This window comes from Ensifer sp. YR511, from assembly GCF_900103045.1.
GTDB classification, from domain to species: Bacteria; Pseudomonadota; Alphaproteobacteria; order Rhizobiales; family Rhizobiaceae; genus Ensifer; species Ensifer adhaerens.
Map to the genome: position 1 here is coordinate 31,838 of NZ_FNGR01000023.1, position 17,299 is coordinate 49,136.

A 17,299-nucleotide genomic window follows, 5' to 3' on the forward strand; every position below is an offset into this window, starting at 1 on the left:
AGGTACTGTCTGCGCCCCCTGCCCTTCAGAAATGCCGCCCCCCGGGCGGCATTTTCGTTTCCTGGAGCCAGTTTGCTAGCGATGGCACGCCCTGGGCGATCAGGTTTTCGAGCGCGCGAATGCCGGTGCTGTTGATATGGCGGCGGCCGAGCGTGGCGTTGATACGGAGTGCGAGGTCTTCCGCGTTGGCGACCGTCAGGTCCTCCAGCCGCTCGATGCCGATCTTCTGGAGATCGCCGACCATGTGCGGCCAATCGATTTCGCCTGCATAATCCGCTGCCGCTCGCTGTCCACAATCGGCATGGTTGCCCCCATTCCTTACAACCGCGCTGCACCCTTTGTTAACGCTGTTCTGGCAGTACTGAACCCCTGTATTGCGTAATCTCAGGGTGTTCTCGTGTTCATGGCGGTATGTCAAACGGCCGGACGAATGCTGCCGTCGGCACTGAGACACCGCCTGTCCGCAATTATCGCCCGGCTTCTCCCCATCCTGACAAGTTCCGACGCCACGAACGCTGCGCGCCGCATGGCGCTCGTCGCCTTCACGGTTCGCATCGTCAGCGCCGCCATCGCCTTCCTGTCGCAGATCATCCTCGCGCGGCTGATGGGCGAGTTCGAATACGGCATCTTCGTCTTCGTCTGGGTGCTGGTCATCCTGTTCGGCAGCCTCTCCTGCGTCGGCTTTCACTCCGTCGTCATCCGCTTCCTGCCGGAATACCAGGCGTCGGCCGCCATGGACGAAATCCGCGGCGTGACGACGACGGTGCGCATCTTCGCGCTTTCCTCCGCCACCACGGTCGCCGTCCTCGGCCTTGCCGGCCTCTGGTTCTTTTCCGGGCACATCGAGGCCTATTACCTTGTGCCCCTCTATCTCGGCCTCTTCACCCTGCCGATGATCTCGCTGGGCGACGTCATGGACGGAACGGCGCGTGCCCATGGCTGGCCGATTGCCGCGATGAGCCCCACCTTCATCATCCGGCCGCTGCTCGTGCTCGTTTTCATGGTGCTCGCCGTCACCGCCGGCGCGCCCCACACCGCGCAAACCGCCATGATGGCAGCCATGGCCGCGGCCTATGTCACCAGTGTCTCGCAGTTTCTCGCGCTCACCTACCGTCTTCGCTCGCGCTATGTTCCGGGACCGCGACGCATCGAGCTTCGCCGTTGGCTCAAGGTCTCGATCCCCGTCTTCCTGGTCGATGGCTTCGGCTTCCTGCTGACCAATTCCGATGTGGTGATCGTCGGCCTCTACCTGGAGCCGGACGACGTCGCGATCTATTTCGCTGCCGCCAAGACCATGGCGCTTGTGCATTTCGTCATGTTCGCGGTCAAGGCAGCCGCGGGCCCGCGCGTCTCCAACGCGATGGCCCGCGATCCCGGCCAGATCCCCGGCATCGCGGTCGAAAGCGCCCGCTGGGCCTTCTGGCCGTCGCTTCTGGTCGGCGCGCTGGTGCTACTGGCAGGGCCGTTCCTGCTTTCGCTCTTCGGCCCGGCCTTCGTCACCGGGCTGCCGCTGATGATGGTGCTTTTCGCGGGTATCCTCGCCAAGGCTTTCATCGGCCCGGCCGAAACGCTGCTGACGATGGCCGGCCAGCAGACGCTGTGCGTGATCCTCTACGCCGGCGCGCTGGTGGTCAACATCGCACTCAACCTCAGCCTCATCCCTCTTTTCGGACTGAACGGTGCTGCTTTTGCAACCGCTGGTGCTATGTTCGTCGAGGCGATGCTGCTGCACCTCGCCGTCCGGCGTACCTTCGGCTTTGCGCTCTTTGCCTTCGCAAGAGCGCGGGCCGGCAATGAAAACAACGGGGCTGTCCATCCATGATCGGCAATACCAATCTTCCGAGCGATGCAAACAGCCGGGCCGCACGGGTTCTCGGCGGTCTGGCGCAGGACGGCGAAAGCGGACCGACCGCAGAGCATCTGATCGAGGTCGGACGTCCCGGACGGCATCTTGCCATCTATCCGGCAAGGGCCGGCTACGAGTTGCAGCGCGAACTCGACTTTCTGTCGAACCGGGCGCTGGAGCCGAACGTCTTCTTCACCGGACGCTTCCTGGCGCCGGCCATGCCACGCCTGGAAGAGCGAGTCATCCGGCTCGCGATCATGCGCGACAACGACGAGCGCCGCAGCCGGCTGCGTTTCCTGATGCCGTTCTCGATCGAAAAGCCCGGCTTCTCGATCGGCGCGCCGATCATTCGCGCCTGGTCGAACCCGTTCGGGCCACTGGGCGTGCCACTGCTCGACGCCGAGGATGCGGCCGAGACCATCGACAACCTGTTCGAAGCCTTTGCCGCGCCGGCAACCGGGCTGCCCTCGATCCTGGTGCTGCCCGACATGCGGCTCAACGGCAAGGTCGCCCGCCTCACCCGCGCCGTCGCCATCGGCCGCAACCTGCCTCTGACGGTGACCGACACCTTCAGCCGGCCGATGCTCGAAAGCCTGCTCGACGGCCCGACCTATCTGCGCAAGGCCATTAGCCCGGCGCATTTCCGCGAGCTGCGGCGGCAGTGGAACAATCTCGAAAAAGAGGGCGAGCTCGTCTATTCGGTCGCCCGTCAGCCCGCCGACGTCCGCCTGCGCATGGAGGAATTCCTGGCGCTGGAAGCATCCGGCTGGAAGGGCAAGGCGCGCAGCGCCATGGTGCTCGACCGCTTTCGGGCCGCCTTTGCCCGCGAGGCGATCACCAATCTGGCCGACGGCGACAGCGTGCGCATCCACACGCTCGATCTCGACGGCAAGGCGATCGCCTCGATGGTCGTCTTCCTGATGTCGGGCGAGGCCTATACCTGGAAGACCGCCTATGACGAGCGCTATGCCAGGTTCTCGCCGGGCAAACTGCTTCTCGCCGAACTGACGGAATGGCATCTCGACGACGCCAACATCGCCCGCTCCGATTCCTGCGCGGTGCCGGACCACCCGATCATGAGCCGTTTCTGGCAGGAGCGCGAAGACATGGGCACGATGGTGATCGGCCTGCAGCAGACCCGAGACCGCGAAGTGCGCCAGGTGGCAGCCCAGCTCCACCTCTATCGCAACACCCGCAACATGGCGCGGATCCTGCGCGACAAGATCAAGGCGCTTGCCGGACGCTAGAGCGGGATGAGGAAAAAGCGTGCGCCGTTTTCCGCCCGCATCCCGCTCCAGCCAATTCAAATCAATCGCGCGGCGGTCAAGGGACTACGACGCTTCGGAAACCTGAATCGCCCCGCGCGCTTCCGCCGCCGCCTGCTCGCGCAGGAACCGTCTGATCACCTTGCCCGAGGTCGTCAGCGGCAGGCTGTCGACGAAGGCGATCTCGCGCGGATACTCGTGCATCGAGAGCCGGGTCTTCACCCACTCGCGGATGGAGGTTGCCACACGCGCGTCGCCAACAACGCCCGGCCGTAGCACGACATAGGCCTTGACGATCTCGGTGCGCACCGGATCGGGCTTGCCGACAGCGGCGGCCAATTGCACGTCCGGATGGCCGGCGAGGCAATCCTCGATCTCGCCCGGGCCGATGCGATAGCCCGACGAGGTGATGACGTCGTCGTCACGCCCGAAGAAGGTGAAATAGCCCTCCTCGTCCATCACGCCCTGATCGCCTGTCGTCATCCAGTCGCCGATGAACTTCTTCTCCGCCGCCGCCGCGTTGCCCCAGTAGCCGAGGAACATCACCGGGTCCGGCCGCTTCACCGCCACCTGCCCGACGCTGCCGGCCGGCAGTTCGCGGCCTTCGCCGTCGATGATCGCCACCCGGTGGCCGGGTGCGGCCTTCCCCATCGACCCCGGCTTGACGACGCCGAGATCGGCGGCTGACGAGATGACGATGTTGCACTCGGTCTGGCCGTAGAACTCGCTGACCTCGAGACCGAGCGCCGCCTTTGCCCATTCATAGGTCTCGCGGCCGAGGGACTCGCCAGCCGAGCCGATGGTTCGGAGATTAAGCCGATAGCGCTCGCGCGGATTCTCGACCGCCTTCATCAGCCTGAGCGCCGTCGGCGGAATGAAGGCGTTGCGCACGTCCATTTCTTCCAGGATGCGAAAGGCAGTATGCGGGTCGAACTTCTGCGCCGGCGACGACACGACGGGTACGCCGTGCAGCAGCGACGGTAACAGCGCGTTGAGCAGCCCGCCCGCCCAGGCCCAGTCGGCCGGCGTCCACATGCGGTCACCCGGCTGCGGCAGGAAGTGATGGTGAAACTCGAAGCCCGGCAGATGCCCGAGCAGCACCCGGTGCCCGTGCAGTGCCCCCTTCGGCGGCCCCGTCGTGCCTGACGTGTAGATCATCAAGGCCGGATCGTCGGGGCCGGTATCGGCCGCAACAAAGCCAGAGGGATCACCCGACGCCAAGTCAGAGAAGACAATCGTGCCCGGACGCGGCTGATCATCCGCCAGCACCACCAGCCGCAAGTCAGGCAGCCGCTCACGGATCGCCGCGATGCGTTCATAGCCAAAGCCGTTGGTGATGACAGCCGCCACGCCGGCGTCGCGCAGCCGGTATTCGAGCGCCTCGACGCCGAAGAGCAGCGCCAGCGGCAGCGCGATGGCACCGTGCTTGTAGATCGCTGCATGGGCAATCGCCGTCTCGAACCCCTGCGGCAACAGGATCGCCACCCGTTCGCCGGGCATGATACCCTCCCCCGTCAGCCCCTTGGCAAAGGCCGAGGATTGCCGGGCGAATTGACGATAGGTCAGCGATTGATGCGCACCGCCAGGATCGAAATGCTGGAGACAGACACGCTCCGGCGCCCGCTCAGCCCAGGCGTCGCAGACGGCAACGCCGATATTGAACTTTTCCGGAATCGGCCAGCGGAAGGCGCGGTAGAGTTCGTCGTAGGTCTCTATTCTCGGTAACATGACGCTGCCATGACAGTTTTCTTGCTGCAGCGCACCTAACACCTTCGCAAGCGACAGTTCAATGACTGCGGCGGCGTTCAGGCATGTCGGACGATGGATGTGAAGAAAGTGTACGTGGTGGTGCCCCATGCCGGGGTCGAACCAGCACTCCTTTCGGAACTCGATTTTGAGTCGAGCGCGTCTACCAATTCCGCCAATGGGGCTCAGGGAAGTGCGATATCAGCGGCTCGGATTTACACGAAGGATTTCGCCGTGGTCAACCATCATTTTCAGGATGCACGACCAACAATCACGAAAGCGTGCGGGCCGCTCACAGCCGCTGCGATTTACAGCGCGCACGATCCTGCCTAAGAAGGCGCCATCCAGTTTGCACTGCGGCATCCCTCGGTTTCGAGTTGCCGCCCGCGAGGTATAGATGATCGACGCCGCCACCCAATCCCGCCAGCATTTGCTGATCGCCGTTATCGTAACACTCGGCATGGCGGCGACCGTGGGCGGCGCGCTCGGCTTCGAGCATGTCGGTGGCTATATTCCCTGCGCGCTCTGCCTGTTGCAGCGCGATCCCTACTACTGGGGCATCCCGGTCGGTGTTTTGGCAATCGCCACGAGCGCGTTCAAACTGCCGGCGTGGACGACACGCACGCTGCTTCTCATCGTCGGCATCCTGATGCTGGTCGGCGCCGGCATGGGCGTCTATCACTCGGGCGCCGAATGGGGCTTCTGGGAAGGACCGTCCACCTGCGCCACGACCGCGCAAGGGATTTCGTCGAATGTCGGTGATCTGCTGGGCGATCTCGATTCCAAGCATGGCCCGTCGTGCACCGAAGCCTCCTTGCGGGTGCTCGGGCTCTCCTTTGCCGGATGGAATGTGATCGCCAGCCTCATCCTCGCAGCAATCGCCTTGCGCGGTGCGGCAAAGGCGCGCTGATCCCAGATCGCTCTCGGGCAGGCAACGCCCCAACAAGGGGTTCGCGAGCGCACGCACCTCTCCTGACCCCGCTTTGGGCTTAGATCCGGCAAGAAGGCACGAACAGCGTCAGGGCTGCAGTTCGACGTCCCAGTAGAGATAGTCCATCCAGCTTTCATGCAGATGGTTCGGCGGGAAGAGCCGGCCGTTGTTGTGCAGGTCCTGCACCGTCGGCTGGAAAGGCCTCTGGTGCGGGAACATGCCGGCTTGCTTCGGCAGCTTGCTGCCCTTGCGTAGATTGCAGGGCGAGCAGGCTGCGACGACATTGTCCCAGGTCGTCTGGCCGCCGTGAGCGCGGGGCACCACGTGATCGAAGGTGAGATCGTCGGGCGAACCGCAATACTGGCATTCGAATTTATCGCGCAGGAACACGTTGAACCGGGTGAAGGCCGGGTGGCGTGAGGGCTGCACGTAGCTCTTGAGGCAAACAACGCTCGGAAGTCGCATCGAGAAGCTCGGAGACGACACCGAATGTTCGTACTCGGCAAGGATATTTACACGGTCAAGGAAGACGGCCTTGATCGCGTCCTGCCAGGACCAAAGCGACAAGGGGTAGTAACTCAGCGGCCTATAGTCAGCGTTCAAGACGAGCGCCGGCAAGGCCTGTGGTGAGACTGCAATCGTCAAGCGTATTCTCCTGATCGATTCGGCATCTGCACCTTCTATATTAGGCCCGTTGCAACAGGATTGTGAAGCCGGAAACAAAAATGCGTGCGCTGGATTCGCTTTTTCCTTCAAGGTGTCACAGGAACAGCATCACGACGCATTTCCTGTGAATAATAGGCCCAGAAGAGGCGTGCGGCGACGCTGCGCCAGGGCGACCACGAAGCGGCGAGCGAATCAATTTCACGTGCGCTCGGGCGCAGTTCGAGGCCCAGTCCGTGACCGATCGCGTTTTGCAGCGCGACGTCGCCGGAGGGAAAGACATCCGGATGACCGGCGCAGAAGAGCAGATAGACTTCCGCCGTCCAGCGCCCCACCCCCTTGATCGCCGTCAGCTCCCGGATCGCCTCCGATCCTTCGATGTTGCAGATCGCGTCGAGATCGATCTGACCGCTGACGACCACCTCGGCCACGCGCCTCAGCGCCTCGGCCTTCGCCCGCGACAGCCCGATCGCCCGGCAATCCTCGTCGCTCAGCGAATTGACGCCTGCCGCCGTGACCTCGCCGAGCTTTTCTTCCATGCGCCGCCAGATCGCAGCCGCACTTGCCTTCGAGACCATTTGCGAGACGATGATGCTCGCAAGGCCGCGATAGCCGGGATCGGTGCGCCGGAGCGGCACCGGGCCGGCTCTCGCAACGACGTGCCCGAGGCGCGCATCGAGCATCACCAGGCCTGACAGCCCGGCCTCGATATCCTCATGTGTCCGGATGATCCGCATGACGCCTCCACAAAGCGGATGATTTTTATACCCCTTCCATGGCAAAGGGAAAGCATGCCTGACACGCCACCCGTTTTCCGTTTTGCCCCGAGCCCCAACGGGCTGCTCCATCTCGGCCACGCGCTTTCCGCGGTGCTGAACCATGACATGGCGAAGGCCGCGAACGGGCGTTTCCTGCTGCGCATCGAGGATATCGACCAGACCCGCTGCCGCCCGGAATTCGAGGCGGCGATCTTCGAAGACCTTGCCTGGCTCGGCCTCGACTGGGAGCGCCCGGTGCGCCGGCAATCGGAACATCTCGACGCCTACGCGTCGGCGCTTCAACGGCTGGACATGCTGGGTGTCATCTACCCCTCGGTCATGACCCGCGGCGAAATCAAGGCCGCCGTTGCCGATGCGGAAGCCGGCGGCCAGACCTGGCCGCGCGATCCGGACGGCAGCCCGCTCTATCCCGGCCGTGAGCGGGAATTGCCCCAAACCGAGCGCGCGGCTCTCAGCGCGGGCGGCAAGGCCTATGCCTGGCGGCTCGACATGGAGAAGGCCATCGCGCTTTTGGGAAAAGACCACCTGAGCTGGGCCGAGAGCGGCCATGGTCCTGAGGACGAAACCGGCACCATCATCGCCGACCCCGCCGCCTGGGGCGACGTGATCCTGTCGCGCTCCGATGCGCCGTCAAGCTACCATCTATCCGTCGTCGTCGACGACGCGTTGCAGGGCATCACCCATGTGGTGCGCGGCCGCGACCTCTATCATGCGACATCCGTGCACCGGCTGCTGCAGCGGCTTCTCGATCTGCCGGAACCGCTCTATCACCATCACCGGCTGATCCTCGGCCCGGATGGGCGCAAGCTGTCGAAGAGCAACCAGGATACCGGCATCGCCGCTTTCCGCGCCGCCGGTCGCACAGCGGAGGAAATCCGCGCGCTAATCGGCTAGGTCCTGCTCCTCGCGGGCCGCGTCGTTGCCATTGCGCAGCTGGAAGCTGCGCCGCACCATGCTCTTGACCCTGTATTTGAGGATCGCCGCATTGATCTCGGCGCCGATGATGAAGATTGCAGCGATCATGTAGAGAAACACCAGCACGATCATGATCGACGCCAGGCCAGCATAGGTAGACACATAGGTGGCGAAGGTCGCGAGGTACGAAGCAAAGGCATAAGCGCCGATCGTCCAGCAAACGAGCGTCAGCGCGATGCCCGGCAAAACGTCGATCACTTTACGGTGCCCATCCGGCAGCCAGAGATGGGACACGAGCAATCCGCTGGTCAGCACGACGAGAGCGAGCGGCAGGCTCCAGTTGTCGACGGTCGCAAGCACGCCACCAAGCCAGGGGAGCCACTGTCCGGCATAACGCACCGCCAGGGGCACGGCGACGAGCAGAATGCTGAGTGCGGCCAGGATCAGGACGCCGGCAAGCACGAAGCCGAGGCTCGCAAGCCGAGTGACGTACCAGTAGCGGCTCTCGGTCACTCGATAGGCGCGATTGAGCGAGACGCGCAGCGCCTCGACGCCGTTGGAGGCGAAATAGGCGGCGGCCAGCACCGAAACGGTCAAGAGCCCACCGCGCGGGATCGTCAGCACCCGCACGATTTCGTCGGCGATGGGCTTGGCGATCGATTCCGGCCAGGCATCGAAAATCAGATGCACCGCCGTTTCGGCAAACTGGTCGGCCCCGAGAAAGCTGCCGAGCGCCGTGCCGAAAATCAGGAAGGGAAAGACGGCGAGCAGCGACGACAGCGCCACATGGCTCGCCATCGCCCAACCGTCGTCGAGGCTGAAGTGCCAGAGCGCATCGAACACGACTTTCCAGGTGATGCGTATAAACGCTGGCATTCCATTCCAATCCTACGAGGCGCCGGGACTACCCGATCAGTACGTCCGTCTCGGCGCCGTTTCCTTGGCTTCGCATGACCCCAACGGCGACAACGCTGGCGGGTTCCGGCTTGCGCAATTCAATTGTATCCCGCCGATGAATATGGGAAACCGAGGCAGGATTTCTACAGGATTCGACCGGATGACGGATCGCCCCACAATCATTGTCACCGGATGCTCCTCCGGAATCGGCGCCCATTGCGCACGCGCGCTTCATGCCGACGGCTGGCGGGTGTTTGCGACCGTGCGCCGGGAAGAGGACCGGCAATCGCTTGAAAGCGAGGGCATCGAGACCTTTCTGATGGACTACACCAAGCCGGAGAGCATCGCTGCCCTGGCCGATACGGTGCTGGCGCTCTCCGGCGGGCGCATCGACGCGCTGTTCAACAACGGCGCCTATGGCCAGGCGGGTGCGGTCGAGGATCTGCCGACCGAGGCGCTGAGGCTCCAGCTCGAGACCAACGTGATTGGCTGGCACGACCTGACGCGGCGGGTGATCCCCGCGATGCGGGCGCGCGGCAGCGGCCGCATCGTGCAGTGCTCTTCCATCCTCGGCATCGTGCCCTATCGCTGGCGCGGCGCCTACAACGCCTCCAAGTTTGCGATCGAGGGCCTGTCCCTCACCCTCAAGATGGAGCTGGCCGGCAGCGGTATCGAGGTGAGCCTGATCGAGCCAGGGCCGATCACATCGAAATTCACCGCCAATGCCGTCACCTATATCGAGCGCTTCATCGACCTCAAGAATTCGGTGCACCGCGTCGAATACGAGCGGCAGATGCGACGCCTGAAAGGCGAAAGCAAACCCGCGGCCGGAAAGCTCGGCCCGGAGGCGGTTTATGCGGTTTTGAAGCACGCACTGACAGCAAAGAAACCGAAACCGCACTATATTGTAACAAGGCCAGCCAGACAGGGCGCGCTTCTGAAGAAGCTCCTGCCGGCGGCACTGTTTTATCGCATCATCGGCCGACTTGGCTGAAGCAGAATTGCAAGGAAGAGTTCGATGTCCAGCTTCTTTACCGGCTTGACCCTGTTCGTCATGGGCCTGGTCGTGATCGTTTTGATCCGCGGCCTCGTGAACATGGCAAAGGGTGGCAGCGGCAACACGTCCAACAAGTTGATGCAGGCGCGTGTGCTGTTGCAGGCAATCGCGATCGTGCTCATCATGGTGACCCTTTGGATCACCGGCGGCGGCCGTCCGACCTGACGCAAATTCCGAACGGACAACCGTTCCACACCGTTCCTGAAATTGCGCTAGAGGACTGCGTCCGCCCATGGTGAAGCTCAACAAGATCTATACCCGGACGGGTGACAACGGCACCACCGGGCTCGTCTCCGGCCCGCGCCGGCTGAAGAGCGATCTGCGCGTCGATGCTTATGGCGCAGTGGACGAAACCAATGCCTTCGTCGGCCTGGCTCGGCAGCATACGGCCGGCAACGTCGATCTCGACGCCGCACTGATGCGGATCCAGAACGATCTCTTCGATCTCGGCGCGGATCTCGCAACACCCGACACCGGCGAGCCGCCGCAATACGAACCGCTGCGCATCGTCGCAGCGCAGGTGACCTGGCTCGAAACCGAAATCGACCGGCTGAATACCGAACTTGATCCCTTGCGCTCCTTCGTGCTTCCGGCCGGAAGCCCCGCCTCCGCAGCCCTCCACGTCGCCCGCACGGTCGCACGCCGTGCGGAACGCCAGGTGGTGGCCCTTGCCCAGATCGAGGGTGAAGTCGTCAGCACGGAAGCCATCGCCTATATCAATCGCCTGTCGGATTTCCTGTTCGTCGCGGCGCGCTTTGCAAATGACAAAGGTCAAGCCGACGTCCTTTGGATTCCCGGAAAAAACAGATAACGTCGGCTCGCGCATCGTCGCGCCCGATCGAGATTCGGCGGGAGAAACGGGCAATAACCTGTGCTTCGGGAGACCGCATGTTCATACCGCTTCACGATACGAACACCCTGAAGCACATCAAGGTCCAGTACGTCACGATCAGCCTGATCGTCATCAACATTGCCGTCTGGCTGATCACCGGACCGATTGCCTCCGAGCAATTCACCAACGCCGCGCTGCTGGGCTTCGGCTATATCCCGGCGCTCATTTTCGACTACGCGCAGCTTGATCCCTCGCTCGTCGTCGTCCCCGACGGCTTCACCTTCGTCACCTATTCCTTCCTGCATGGCGACTTCATGCACCTCGCCATGAACATGCTGTTCCTCTGGGTGTTCGGCGACAATGTCGAGGATGCGCTCGGGCACTTCCGCTATCTCGCCTTCTATCTTCTCTGCGCGGCTGCAGGCGCACTGGCGCATGGGCTTCTCGACCCGGCCTCCGAGGCGCCGTTGATCGGCGCATCGGGCGCGATCTCCGGCGTCGTTGCCGCCTATTTCCTGCTGCACCCGAAGGTGCGCGTCTGGGTGCTTGTCTTCTTCCGCATCCCGCTGCCCTTGCCCGCGGCCATCCCGCTTGCCTTCTGGATCGGCCAGCAGTTCTTCATGCTGGTCGTCGATCCCGGCAGCGGCGTGTCCTGGAGCGCCCATGTCGGCGGCATCGTCGCGGGCCTGGTTCTGGTTGTCATTTTGCGACGCCGCGATGTGCCGCTTTTCGACCGCACGATCGTCACGCCGCGCGCCGTCCGGCACAAGGCCGAACCGGTCACCGCAAGCCAACTGCCGTCGTCAGATGCGACAAGACCGCCCGTTCCCTGGGGACGCCAGCCCGGATCCTGACACCGGCAATCGCCAACCTTCAACGAGGATGATCCGTTATTTCAATGGCTTGCCTGAAGCGCGCCCGGCCCTGCCGGGACAGTGCTGCATCAGGCCCCAAGCCACTTGCCATCGATCATTCTTACGTGTACGTAAACGTAATTCCAATTCTCGGGATTATATCGATTTAGCGCCATGCACAGCGATTGTAATTGGAGAAAAAACGCGTATCGATGTCGCCAACCGACAATCAGGCGGCTCCGTTAAGGCGCATTTTCCTGCGAAAGCTCTTGGAGGGAAGAATCCATGAAAATACTTGTGACGGTGAAGCGGGTGGTTGACTACAACGTCAAGATCCGGGTGAAGGCAGACGGTTCGGGCGTCGAACTTGCGAACGTGAAGATGTCGATGAACCCCTTCGACGAAATCTCGGTCGAAGAAGCGCTCAGGCTGAAGGAAGCCGGCAAGGCCGAGGAAGTCGTCGTCGTATCCGTCGGTCCGGCCAAGGCCGAAGAGACGCTGCGCACCGCGCTCGCCATGGGGGCCGACCGCGCCATCCTGGTTGAGACCGAAGACCAGGTCGAGCCGCTCGCCGTCGCCAAGATCGTCAAGGGTGTGGCCGAGGCTGAACAGCCGGGCCTGATCATCGTCGGCAAGCAGGCAATCGACGACGATTCGAACCAGACCGGCCAGATGCTGTCCGCCCTGCTCGGCTGGGCGCAAGGCACCTTTGCCTCCAAGGTCGAAATCGGCGATGGCAAGGCAACCGTCACCCGCGAAGTCGACGGTGGCCTGCAGACCATCGACATCAAGCTGCCGGCCGTCGTCACCACCGACCTGCGCCTGAACGAGCCGCGCTACGCCTCGCTGCCGAACATCATGAAGGCAAAGAAGAAGCCGCTCGACAAGAAGTCGCCGGCCGACTTCGGCGTCGACACCGCTGCCCGCCTCAAGGTGCTGAAGACCGAGGAGCCGTCGGGCCGCAAGGCCGGCATCAAGGTCAAGTCGGTCGCCGAGCTGGTCGAAAAGCTCAAAACCGAAGCCGGCGTGCTCTAAGTTCAGCAAAGGGAGATATCATCATGGCCATTCTTCTTCTGGCTGACCACGACAGCAACCACCTTTCCGACCAGACCGCCAAGGCGCTGAGTGCTGCCTCCAAGATCGGCGGCGACATTCACATCCTCGTTGCCGGCGCCGGCGCCAAGGTGGCAGCCGAACAGGCCGCCAAGCTCGCCGGCGTTGCCAAGGTGCTCGTCGCCGACGACACCTCGCTTGCCAACAATCTTGCAGAGCCGCTCGCTGCTCTGATCGTCTCGCTCGCCGGCAACTACGACACCATCGTTGCAGCCGCCACCTCGGTCGGCAAGAACGTCATGCCGCGCGTTGCAGCCCTGCTCGACGTTTCCCAGGTCTCGGAAATCATCGAAGTCGTCTCGTCCGATACTTATCTGCGTCCGATCTATGCCGGCAACGCCATCCAGACCGTACAGACGACCGAAGCCAAGCGCGTCATCACCGTGCGCACCGCTTCCTTCGCGTCCGCCCCTGAAGGCGGTTCGGCTGCGATCGAGAGCGTTTCGGCTGCCGCCAACCCCGGCGTTTCCTCCTTCGTCGCCGACGCCCTGTCGTCGTCCGACCGCCCGGAGCTGACGTCTGCCAAGATCATCATCTCGGGCGGTCGTGCGCTCGGCTCGTCGGAAAAGTTCCAGGAAGTGATCCTGCCGGTGGCCGACAAGCTCGGCGCTGCCGTCGGCGCTTCGCGCGCTGCGGTTGATGCCGGTTACGCGCCGAACGACTGGCAGGTCGGCCAGACCGGCAAGGTCGTTGCCCCCGATCTCTACATCGCCTGCGGCATTTCCGGTGCCATCCAGCACCTCGCCGGCATGAAGGACTCGAAGGTCATCGTCGCCATCAACAAGGACGAAGAGGCGCCGATCTTCCAGGTCGCCGACTACGGCCTGGTTGCCGATCTCTTCGACGCTCTGCCGGAGTTGCAGAAGGCGCTGTAAGCCCAAATCGATGCCACCCTCCGCACCCATGAAAAGGGCTGGCAAAAGCGGGGACTTGGCATTAACAATCTACCGGGCCGGCCAAACCGGCCCGGTTTGCGTGTCTGATGGCGGCCTTGCCGCCAACCCTTGAAGATGGATGTTCGCCGCGATGATCAAGACGGTCGGAATTATTGGTGCCGGGCAAATGGGCTGTGGCATCGCACATGTTTCGGCAATCGCCGGATACAAGGTGCAGATCTATGATCTGGCCGCCGAACGGATCGAAGCGGGCCTTGCAACCGTCAACGGCAACCTTGCCCGTCAGGTCTCCTCCGGCAAGATGACCGACGAGGCCCGCAAGGCAGCCCTTGCCCTGATCAAGGGCTCTTCCGATATCAACGACCTGTCCCAGGCCGATCTTGTGATTGAAGCCGTCACCGAAGACGAAACGATCAAGCGCAAGATCTACGGTCAGGTTTGTCCGATCCTGAAGCCGGAAGCGATTCTCGCGACGAATACCTCGTCCCTGTCGATCACGCGCCTGGCCTCCGCCACCGATCGCCCTGAGCACTTCATGGGCATCCACTTCATGAACCCGGTTCCGGTGATGAAGCTGGTCGAGCTCGTGCGCGGCATCGCCACGGACGAACAGACCTTCAAGACCGCCAAGGAATTCGTCGCGACGCTCGACAAGACCGTGACGGTCGCCGAAGATTTTCCGGCCTTCATCGTCAACCGCATTCTGCTGCCGATGATCAACGAGGCGATCTATACGCTTTATGAAGGCGTCGGCAGTGTCGAGGCGATCGATACCGCCATGAAGCTCGGCGCCAACCATCCCATGGGCCCGCTGCAGCTTGCCGACTTCATCGGCCTCGACACCTGCCTGTCGATCATGCAGGTGCTCTATGACGGCCTTGCGGACTCGAAGTATCGCCCCTGCCCGCTGCTGGTGAAATATGTCGAAGCCGGCTGGCTCGGCCGCAAGTCCGGACGCGGCTTCTACGATTATCGCGGCGAAGTGCCGGTTCCCACCCGCTAATTCCGTCAGCATTTGACAAGAAAAACCCGGCGATCCGCCGGGTTTTTCTTTGTCCAGATCTAGTCTCCTTCAGCTTCCCGCAGCAGGAGCAAGCGCCGCGCTGATCAGCGCCTTGGCGTCGTCGCTGTCCCAGGCGGCCGGGCCGTTCATCGAGCCGATCAGGCAGCCCTTGTCGTCGAGCAGCAGGGTTGCCGGCAGGCCGAAGGCCAGGCCTTCCTTCTTCATGTTGTTGAACACGCCCATCGAGGCGTCGCGATAATAGCCAAGCTCGTGCACGGCCGTCTCGTCGAGGAAAGCCTTCGGCTTCTCGTCGTCGCCGACGTCGATGTTGATCGCCACCACTTCGAACTTGTCGCTGCCGAGCGACTTCTGCAGGGCGTTCAAGGCCGGCATTTCCTCGCGGCAGGGAACGCACCACGTCGCCCAGAGATTGACGAGCAGCGTTTTGCCGGCAAAGGCCGAGACATTGGTCGACTTGCCGTCCGGACCGTTGAAGTCGAGCGCGATCGGCCGCGGCGACGCCGCCGGCGACATCGCGGCAACCTGCCCCTTCATGAAGGGTGTCAGCGCAGCGACCTTGGCCGAGGTCAGCGGGCAACTGGCGGAGGCCGTTTCGGTTGCCTCACCATTGCCAGACCCGGTCTCCTTCACGTATACCGCTGCCGCACCGACGATCACGCCGAACAGGGCGGCGAGCGCGAACAGTTTCACGGCCGGGGGGGATTTCTTCTGGTCGGGCATTTCATTCTCCAAGGCGGGCATTCTTCATGGCTGACGGCAATTCCGAGACGAAATCCTCCAACCAGATGTGGGGCGGTCGCTTTGCCTCGGGTCCGGACGCGATCATGGAGGAAATAAATGCCTCGATCGGCTTCGACAAGAAGCTCTATGCCCAGGACATCCGCGGCTCAATAGCGCATGCGACGATGCTGGCGCATCAAGGCATCATTTCGGCCGACGACAAAGACAAGATCGTTCACGGCCTGAACACGATCCTGTCAGAGATCGAAAGTGGTGCGTTCGAGTTCTCGCGCCGCCTCGAAGACATCCACATGAACATCGAGGCCCGGCTCGCGACCCTGATCGGTCCGGCTGCCGGCCGCCTCCACACCGCCCGCTCGCGCAACGATCAGGTGGCGCTCGACTTCCGCCTCTGGGTCAAGGAAGAGCTGCAGCGCACCGAGAAAGCGCTGACGGCGCTGATCGCCGCCTTCCTCGACCGCGCCGAGGAACATGCAGATACCGTCATGCCCGGCTTCACCCATCTGCAGACCGCGCAGCCCGTCACCTTCGGCCATCACTGCATGGCCTATGTCGAGATGTTCGGCCGCGACCGCTCGCGCGTGCGTCACGCCATCGAGCACATGGACGAGAGCCCGATAGGCGCCGCCGCCCTTGCCGGTACCGGCTTCCCGATCGACCGTCACATGACCGCCAAGGCGCTCGGCTTTGCCGGCCCGACCCGCAACTCGATCGACACGGTATCGGACCGCGACTTCGCGCTCGAATTCCTGTCGATGGCCTCGATCACTGCCACGCACCTGTCGCGGCTGGCCGAAGAGATCGTCATCTGGTCGACGCCGCAGTTCGGCTTCATCCGCCTGTCGGATGCATTTTCGACCGGCTCCTCGATCATGCCGCAGAAGAAGAATCCCGACGCCGCTGAACTGGTGCGCGCCAAGACCGGCCGCATCAACGGTTCGTTGATCGCGCTGCTCACGGTCATGAAGGGTCTGCCGCTCGCCTATTCCAAGGACATGCAGGAAGACAAGGAACAGGTCTTCGACTCAGCCGAAAGCCTCGAGCTGGCGATCGCCGCCATGACCGGCATGGTTCGTGACATGACCATCCGTAGCGATCGCATGAAGGCCGCCGCCGGCTCGGGCTATTCGACCGCGACCGATCTTGCCGACTGGTTGGTGCGTGAGGCGGGCCTGCCCTTCCGCGACGCCCACCATGTGACCGGCCGCGCCGTGGCGCTTGCCGAACAGAAGGGCTGCGACCTCGCCGATCTTTCGCTTGCCGACCTGCAGTCGATCCACGCCGACATCACCGAGAAGATCTTCGATGTCCTGACAGTCGAAGCCTCCGTGGCCAGCCGTACCTCCTTCGGCGGCACGGCGCCCAACGAGGTTCGCAAGCAGATCGCCTGGTGGCGCGCCCGCAACTAAGGCATCCGCAGGTAAGCCCGCTGCGGGCGGCTCTTCGCCCGCAGAAACAGGGTGCACAAGTGCCTGAAAAATCGGTAAGACATCGCACCTGCATCAGTTCCCGCGAAGGAAAATCACGATGACATTCACGAAGGCGGCCCGGCTTGCACTTCTGCTGGCGATCCCCGGGCTGGTTCTTGTCGGTTGTGGACGCAAGGGCGACCTCGATCGCCCCGGCTCGACCGCGCCGATCAACACCAAGGCGCCGGCAGGAACTGTCGAGCAGAAGGAAAAAGCAGACGAGCGTTCGTTCCTGCTCGATCCCCTCCTCTAGTAGAAATTACGCAATTCC

The 17,299-nt window shown here is 63.1% G+C and carries 19 protein-coding genes and 1 tRNA gene; 13 read left to right on the top strand and 7 right to left on the bottom strand.

Annotated elements, in window-relative coordinates:
* Positions 1-25 precede the first annotated feature (25 nt).
* Positions 26-244 carry a hypothetical protein gene (locus tag BLU15_RS28040; RefSeq protein WP_034797737.1) on the bottom strand — a complete coding sequence of 73 codons (219 nt, stop codon included), beginning with the start codon at positions 242-244 and terminating at the stop codon, positions 26-28.
* Positions 245-430: 186 nt separating this feature from the next.
* Here BLU15_RS28040 and BLU15_RS28045 point away from each other — a divergent pair, with 186 nt between their 5' ends.
* Positions 431-1,822: a lipopolysaccharide biosynthesis protein gene (locus BLU15_RS28045; protein WP_051659382.1), complete on the top strand. Its 1,392-nt coding sequence runs from the start codon at positions 431-433 to the stop codon at positions 1,820-1,822.
* Positions 1,819-3,093 carry a GNAT family N-acetyltransferase gene (locus BLU15_RS28050; RefSeq protein WP_034797746.1) on the top strand — a complete coding sequence of 425 codons (1,275 nt, stop codon included), beginning with the start codon at positions 1,819-1,821 and terminating at the stop codon, positions 3,091-3,093. The genes BLU15_RS28045 and BLU15_RS28050 overlap by 4 nt, the downstream gene beginning before the upstream one ends.
* 84 nt (positions 3,094-3,177) lie before the next feature.
* On the opposite strand, the gene BLU15_RS28055 is transcribed toward BLU15_RS28050, so the two are convergent.
* Both BLU15_RS28055 and BLU15_RS28060 read right to left on the bottom strand, forming a co-directional pair.
* Positions 3,178-4,839, bottom strand: a complete 1,662-nt coding sequence (locus tag BLU15_RS28055) for an AMP-binding protein (RefSeq protein WP_090299920.1) — start codon at positions 4,837-4,839, stop codon at positions 3,178-3,180.
* Positions 4,840-4,957: 118 nt separating this feature from the next.
* Positions 4,958-5,042: transfer RNA gene (locus BLU15_RS28060), tRNA-Leu, on the bottom strand.
* A gap of 212 nt (positions 5,043-5,254) precedes the next feature.
* Here BLU15_RS28060 and BLU15_RS28065 point away from each other — a divergent pair.
* The gene (locus tag BLU15_RS28065) at positions 5,255-5,767 is read left to right on the top strand and encodes a disulfide bond formation protein B (RefSeq protein WP_060584437.1); all 513 of its coding nucleotides are present in this window, start codon (positions 5,255-5,257) and stop codon (positions 5,765-5,767) included.
* Between the two features lie 108 nt (positions 5,768-5,875).
* Here the strand turns inward: BLU15_RS28065 and BLU15_RS28070 are convergent, their stop codons facing one another.
* The gene (locus BLU15_RS28070; protein WP_034797858.1) at positions 5,876-6,433 is read right to left on the bottom strand and encodes an HNH endonuclease; all 558 of its coding nucleotides are present in this window, start codon (positions 6,431-6,433) and stop codon (positions 5,876-5,878) included.
* A 107-nt stretch (positions 6,434-6,540) separates the two neighbouring features.
* Positions 6,541-7,188, bottom strand: a complete 648-nt coding sequence (locus tag BLU15_RS28075) for a DNA-3-methyladenine glycosylase family protein (RefSeq protein WP_034797859.1) — start codon at positions 7,186-7,188, stop codon at positions 6,541-6,543.
* A gap of 54 nt (positions 7,189-7,242) precedes the next feature.
* Between BLU15_RS28075 and gluQRS the strand changes: the two genes are divergently transcribed.
* A complete protein-coding gene (gene gluQRS / locus BLU15_RS28080) occupies positions 7,243-8,124 on the top strand; it encodes a tRNA glutamyl-Q(34) synthetase GluQRS (protein ID WP_060609800.1) in 882 nt (293 codons plus the stop codon).
* Here the strand turns inward: gluQRS and BLU15_RS28085 are convergent.
* Positions 8,113-9,021: a YihY/virulence factor BrkB family protein gene (locus BLU15_RS28085; protein ID WP_034797861.1), complete on the bottom strand. Its 909-nt coding sequence runs from the start codon at positions 9,019-9,021 to the stop codon at positions 8,113-8,115. The genes gluQRS and BLU15_RS28085 overlap by 12 nt on opposite strands.
* A 181-nt stretch (positions 9,022-9,202) precedes the next feature.
* Here BLU15_RS28085 and BLU15_RS28090 point away from each other — a divergent pair, with 181 nt between their 5' ends.
* From BLU15_RS28090 to BLU15_RS28120, 7 genes are all read left to right on the top strand, one after another.
* Complete coding sequence (locus BLU15_RS28090) at positions 9,203-10,036, top strand: SDR family oxidoreductase (protein WP_060584426.1); 834 nt, start codon at positions 9,203-9,205, stop codon at positions 10,034-10,036.
* Positions 10,037-10,060: 24 nt separating this feature from the next.
* A complete protein-coding gene (locus tag BLU15_RS28095) occupies positions 10,061-10,264 on the top strand; it encodes a twin transmembrane helix small protein (RefSeq protein WP_034797863.1) in 204 nt (67 codons plus the stop codon).
* 67 nt (positions 10,265-10,331) lie between these two features.
* The gene (locus tag BLU15_RS28100) at positions 10,332-10,910 is read left to right on the top strand and encodes a cob(I)yrinic acid a,c-diamide adenosyltransferase (RefSeq protein WP_034797864.1); all 579 of its coding nucleotides are present in this window, start codon (positions 10,332-10,334) and stop codon (positions 10,908-10,910) included.
* Between the two features lie 77 nt (positions 10,911-10,987).
* On the top strand, positions 10,988-11,785 hold the full coding sequence (locus BLU15_RS28105; protein ID WP_090299879.1) for a rhomboid family intramembrane serine protease: 798 nt from the start codon (positions 10,988-10,990) through the stop codon (positions 11,783-11,785).
* Positions 11,786-12,070: 285 nt separating this feature from the next.
* Entirely contained in the window at positions 12,071-12,820 is a 750-nt protein-coding gene (locus BLU15_RS28110; protein WP_060518495.1) for an electron transfer flavoprotein subunit beta/FixA family protein, read from the top strand.
* A gap of 23 nt (positions 12,821-12,843) precedes the next feature.
* Positions 12,844-13,773 (top strand): electron transfer flavoprotein subunit alpha/FixB family protein, encoded by a 930-nt coding sequence (locus BLU15_RS28115; RefSeq protein ID WP_090299881.1) that lies wholly within the window; start codon positions 12,844-12,846, stop codon positions 13,771-13,773.
* Between the two features lie 151 nt (positions 13,774-13,924).
* Positions 13,925-14,797, top strand: coding sequence for a 3-hydroxybutyryl-CoA dehydrogenase (locus BLU15_RS28120; protein WP_034806743.1), 873 nt, complete (start codon positions 13,925-13,927; stop codon positions 14,795-14,797).
* Between the two features lie 69 nt (positions 14,798-14,866).
* Here the strand turns inward: BLU15_RS28120 and BLU15_RS28125 are convergent, their stop codons facing one another.
* Positions 14,867-15,538 (bottom strand): thiol:disulfide interchange protein TlpA, encoded by a 672-nt coding sequence (locus tag BLU15_RS28125; RefSeq protein ID WP_090299883.1) that lies wholly within the window; start codon positions 15,536-15,538, stop codon positions 14,867-14,869.
* Between the two features lie 26 nt (positions 15,539-15,564).
* On the opposite strand from BLU15_RS28125, the gene argH reads away from it, so the two are divergent.
* On the top strand, positions 15,565-16,968 hold the full coding sequence (gene argH / locus BLU15_RS28130) for an argininosuccinate lyase (RefSeq protein ID WP_090299885.1): 1,404 nt from the start codon (positions 15,565-15,567) through the stop codon (positions 16,966-16,968).
* Positions 16,969-17,086: 118 nt separating this feature from the next.
* Positions 17,087-17,281 carry an LPS translocon maturation chaperone LptM gene (locus tag BLU15_RS28135; protein ID WP_034806616.1) on the top strand — a complete coding sequence of 65 codons (195 nt, stop codon included), beginning with the start codon at positions 17,087-17,089 and terminating at the stop codon, positions 17,279-17,281.
* Positions 17,282-17,299 lie beyond the last annotated feature (18 nt).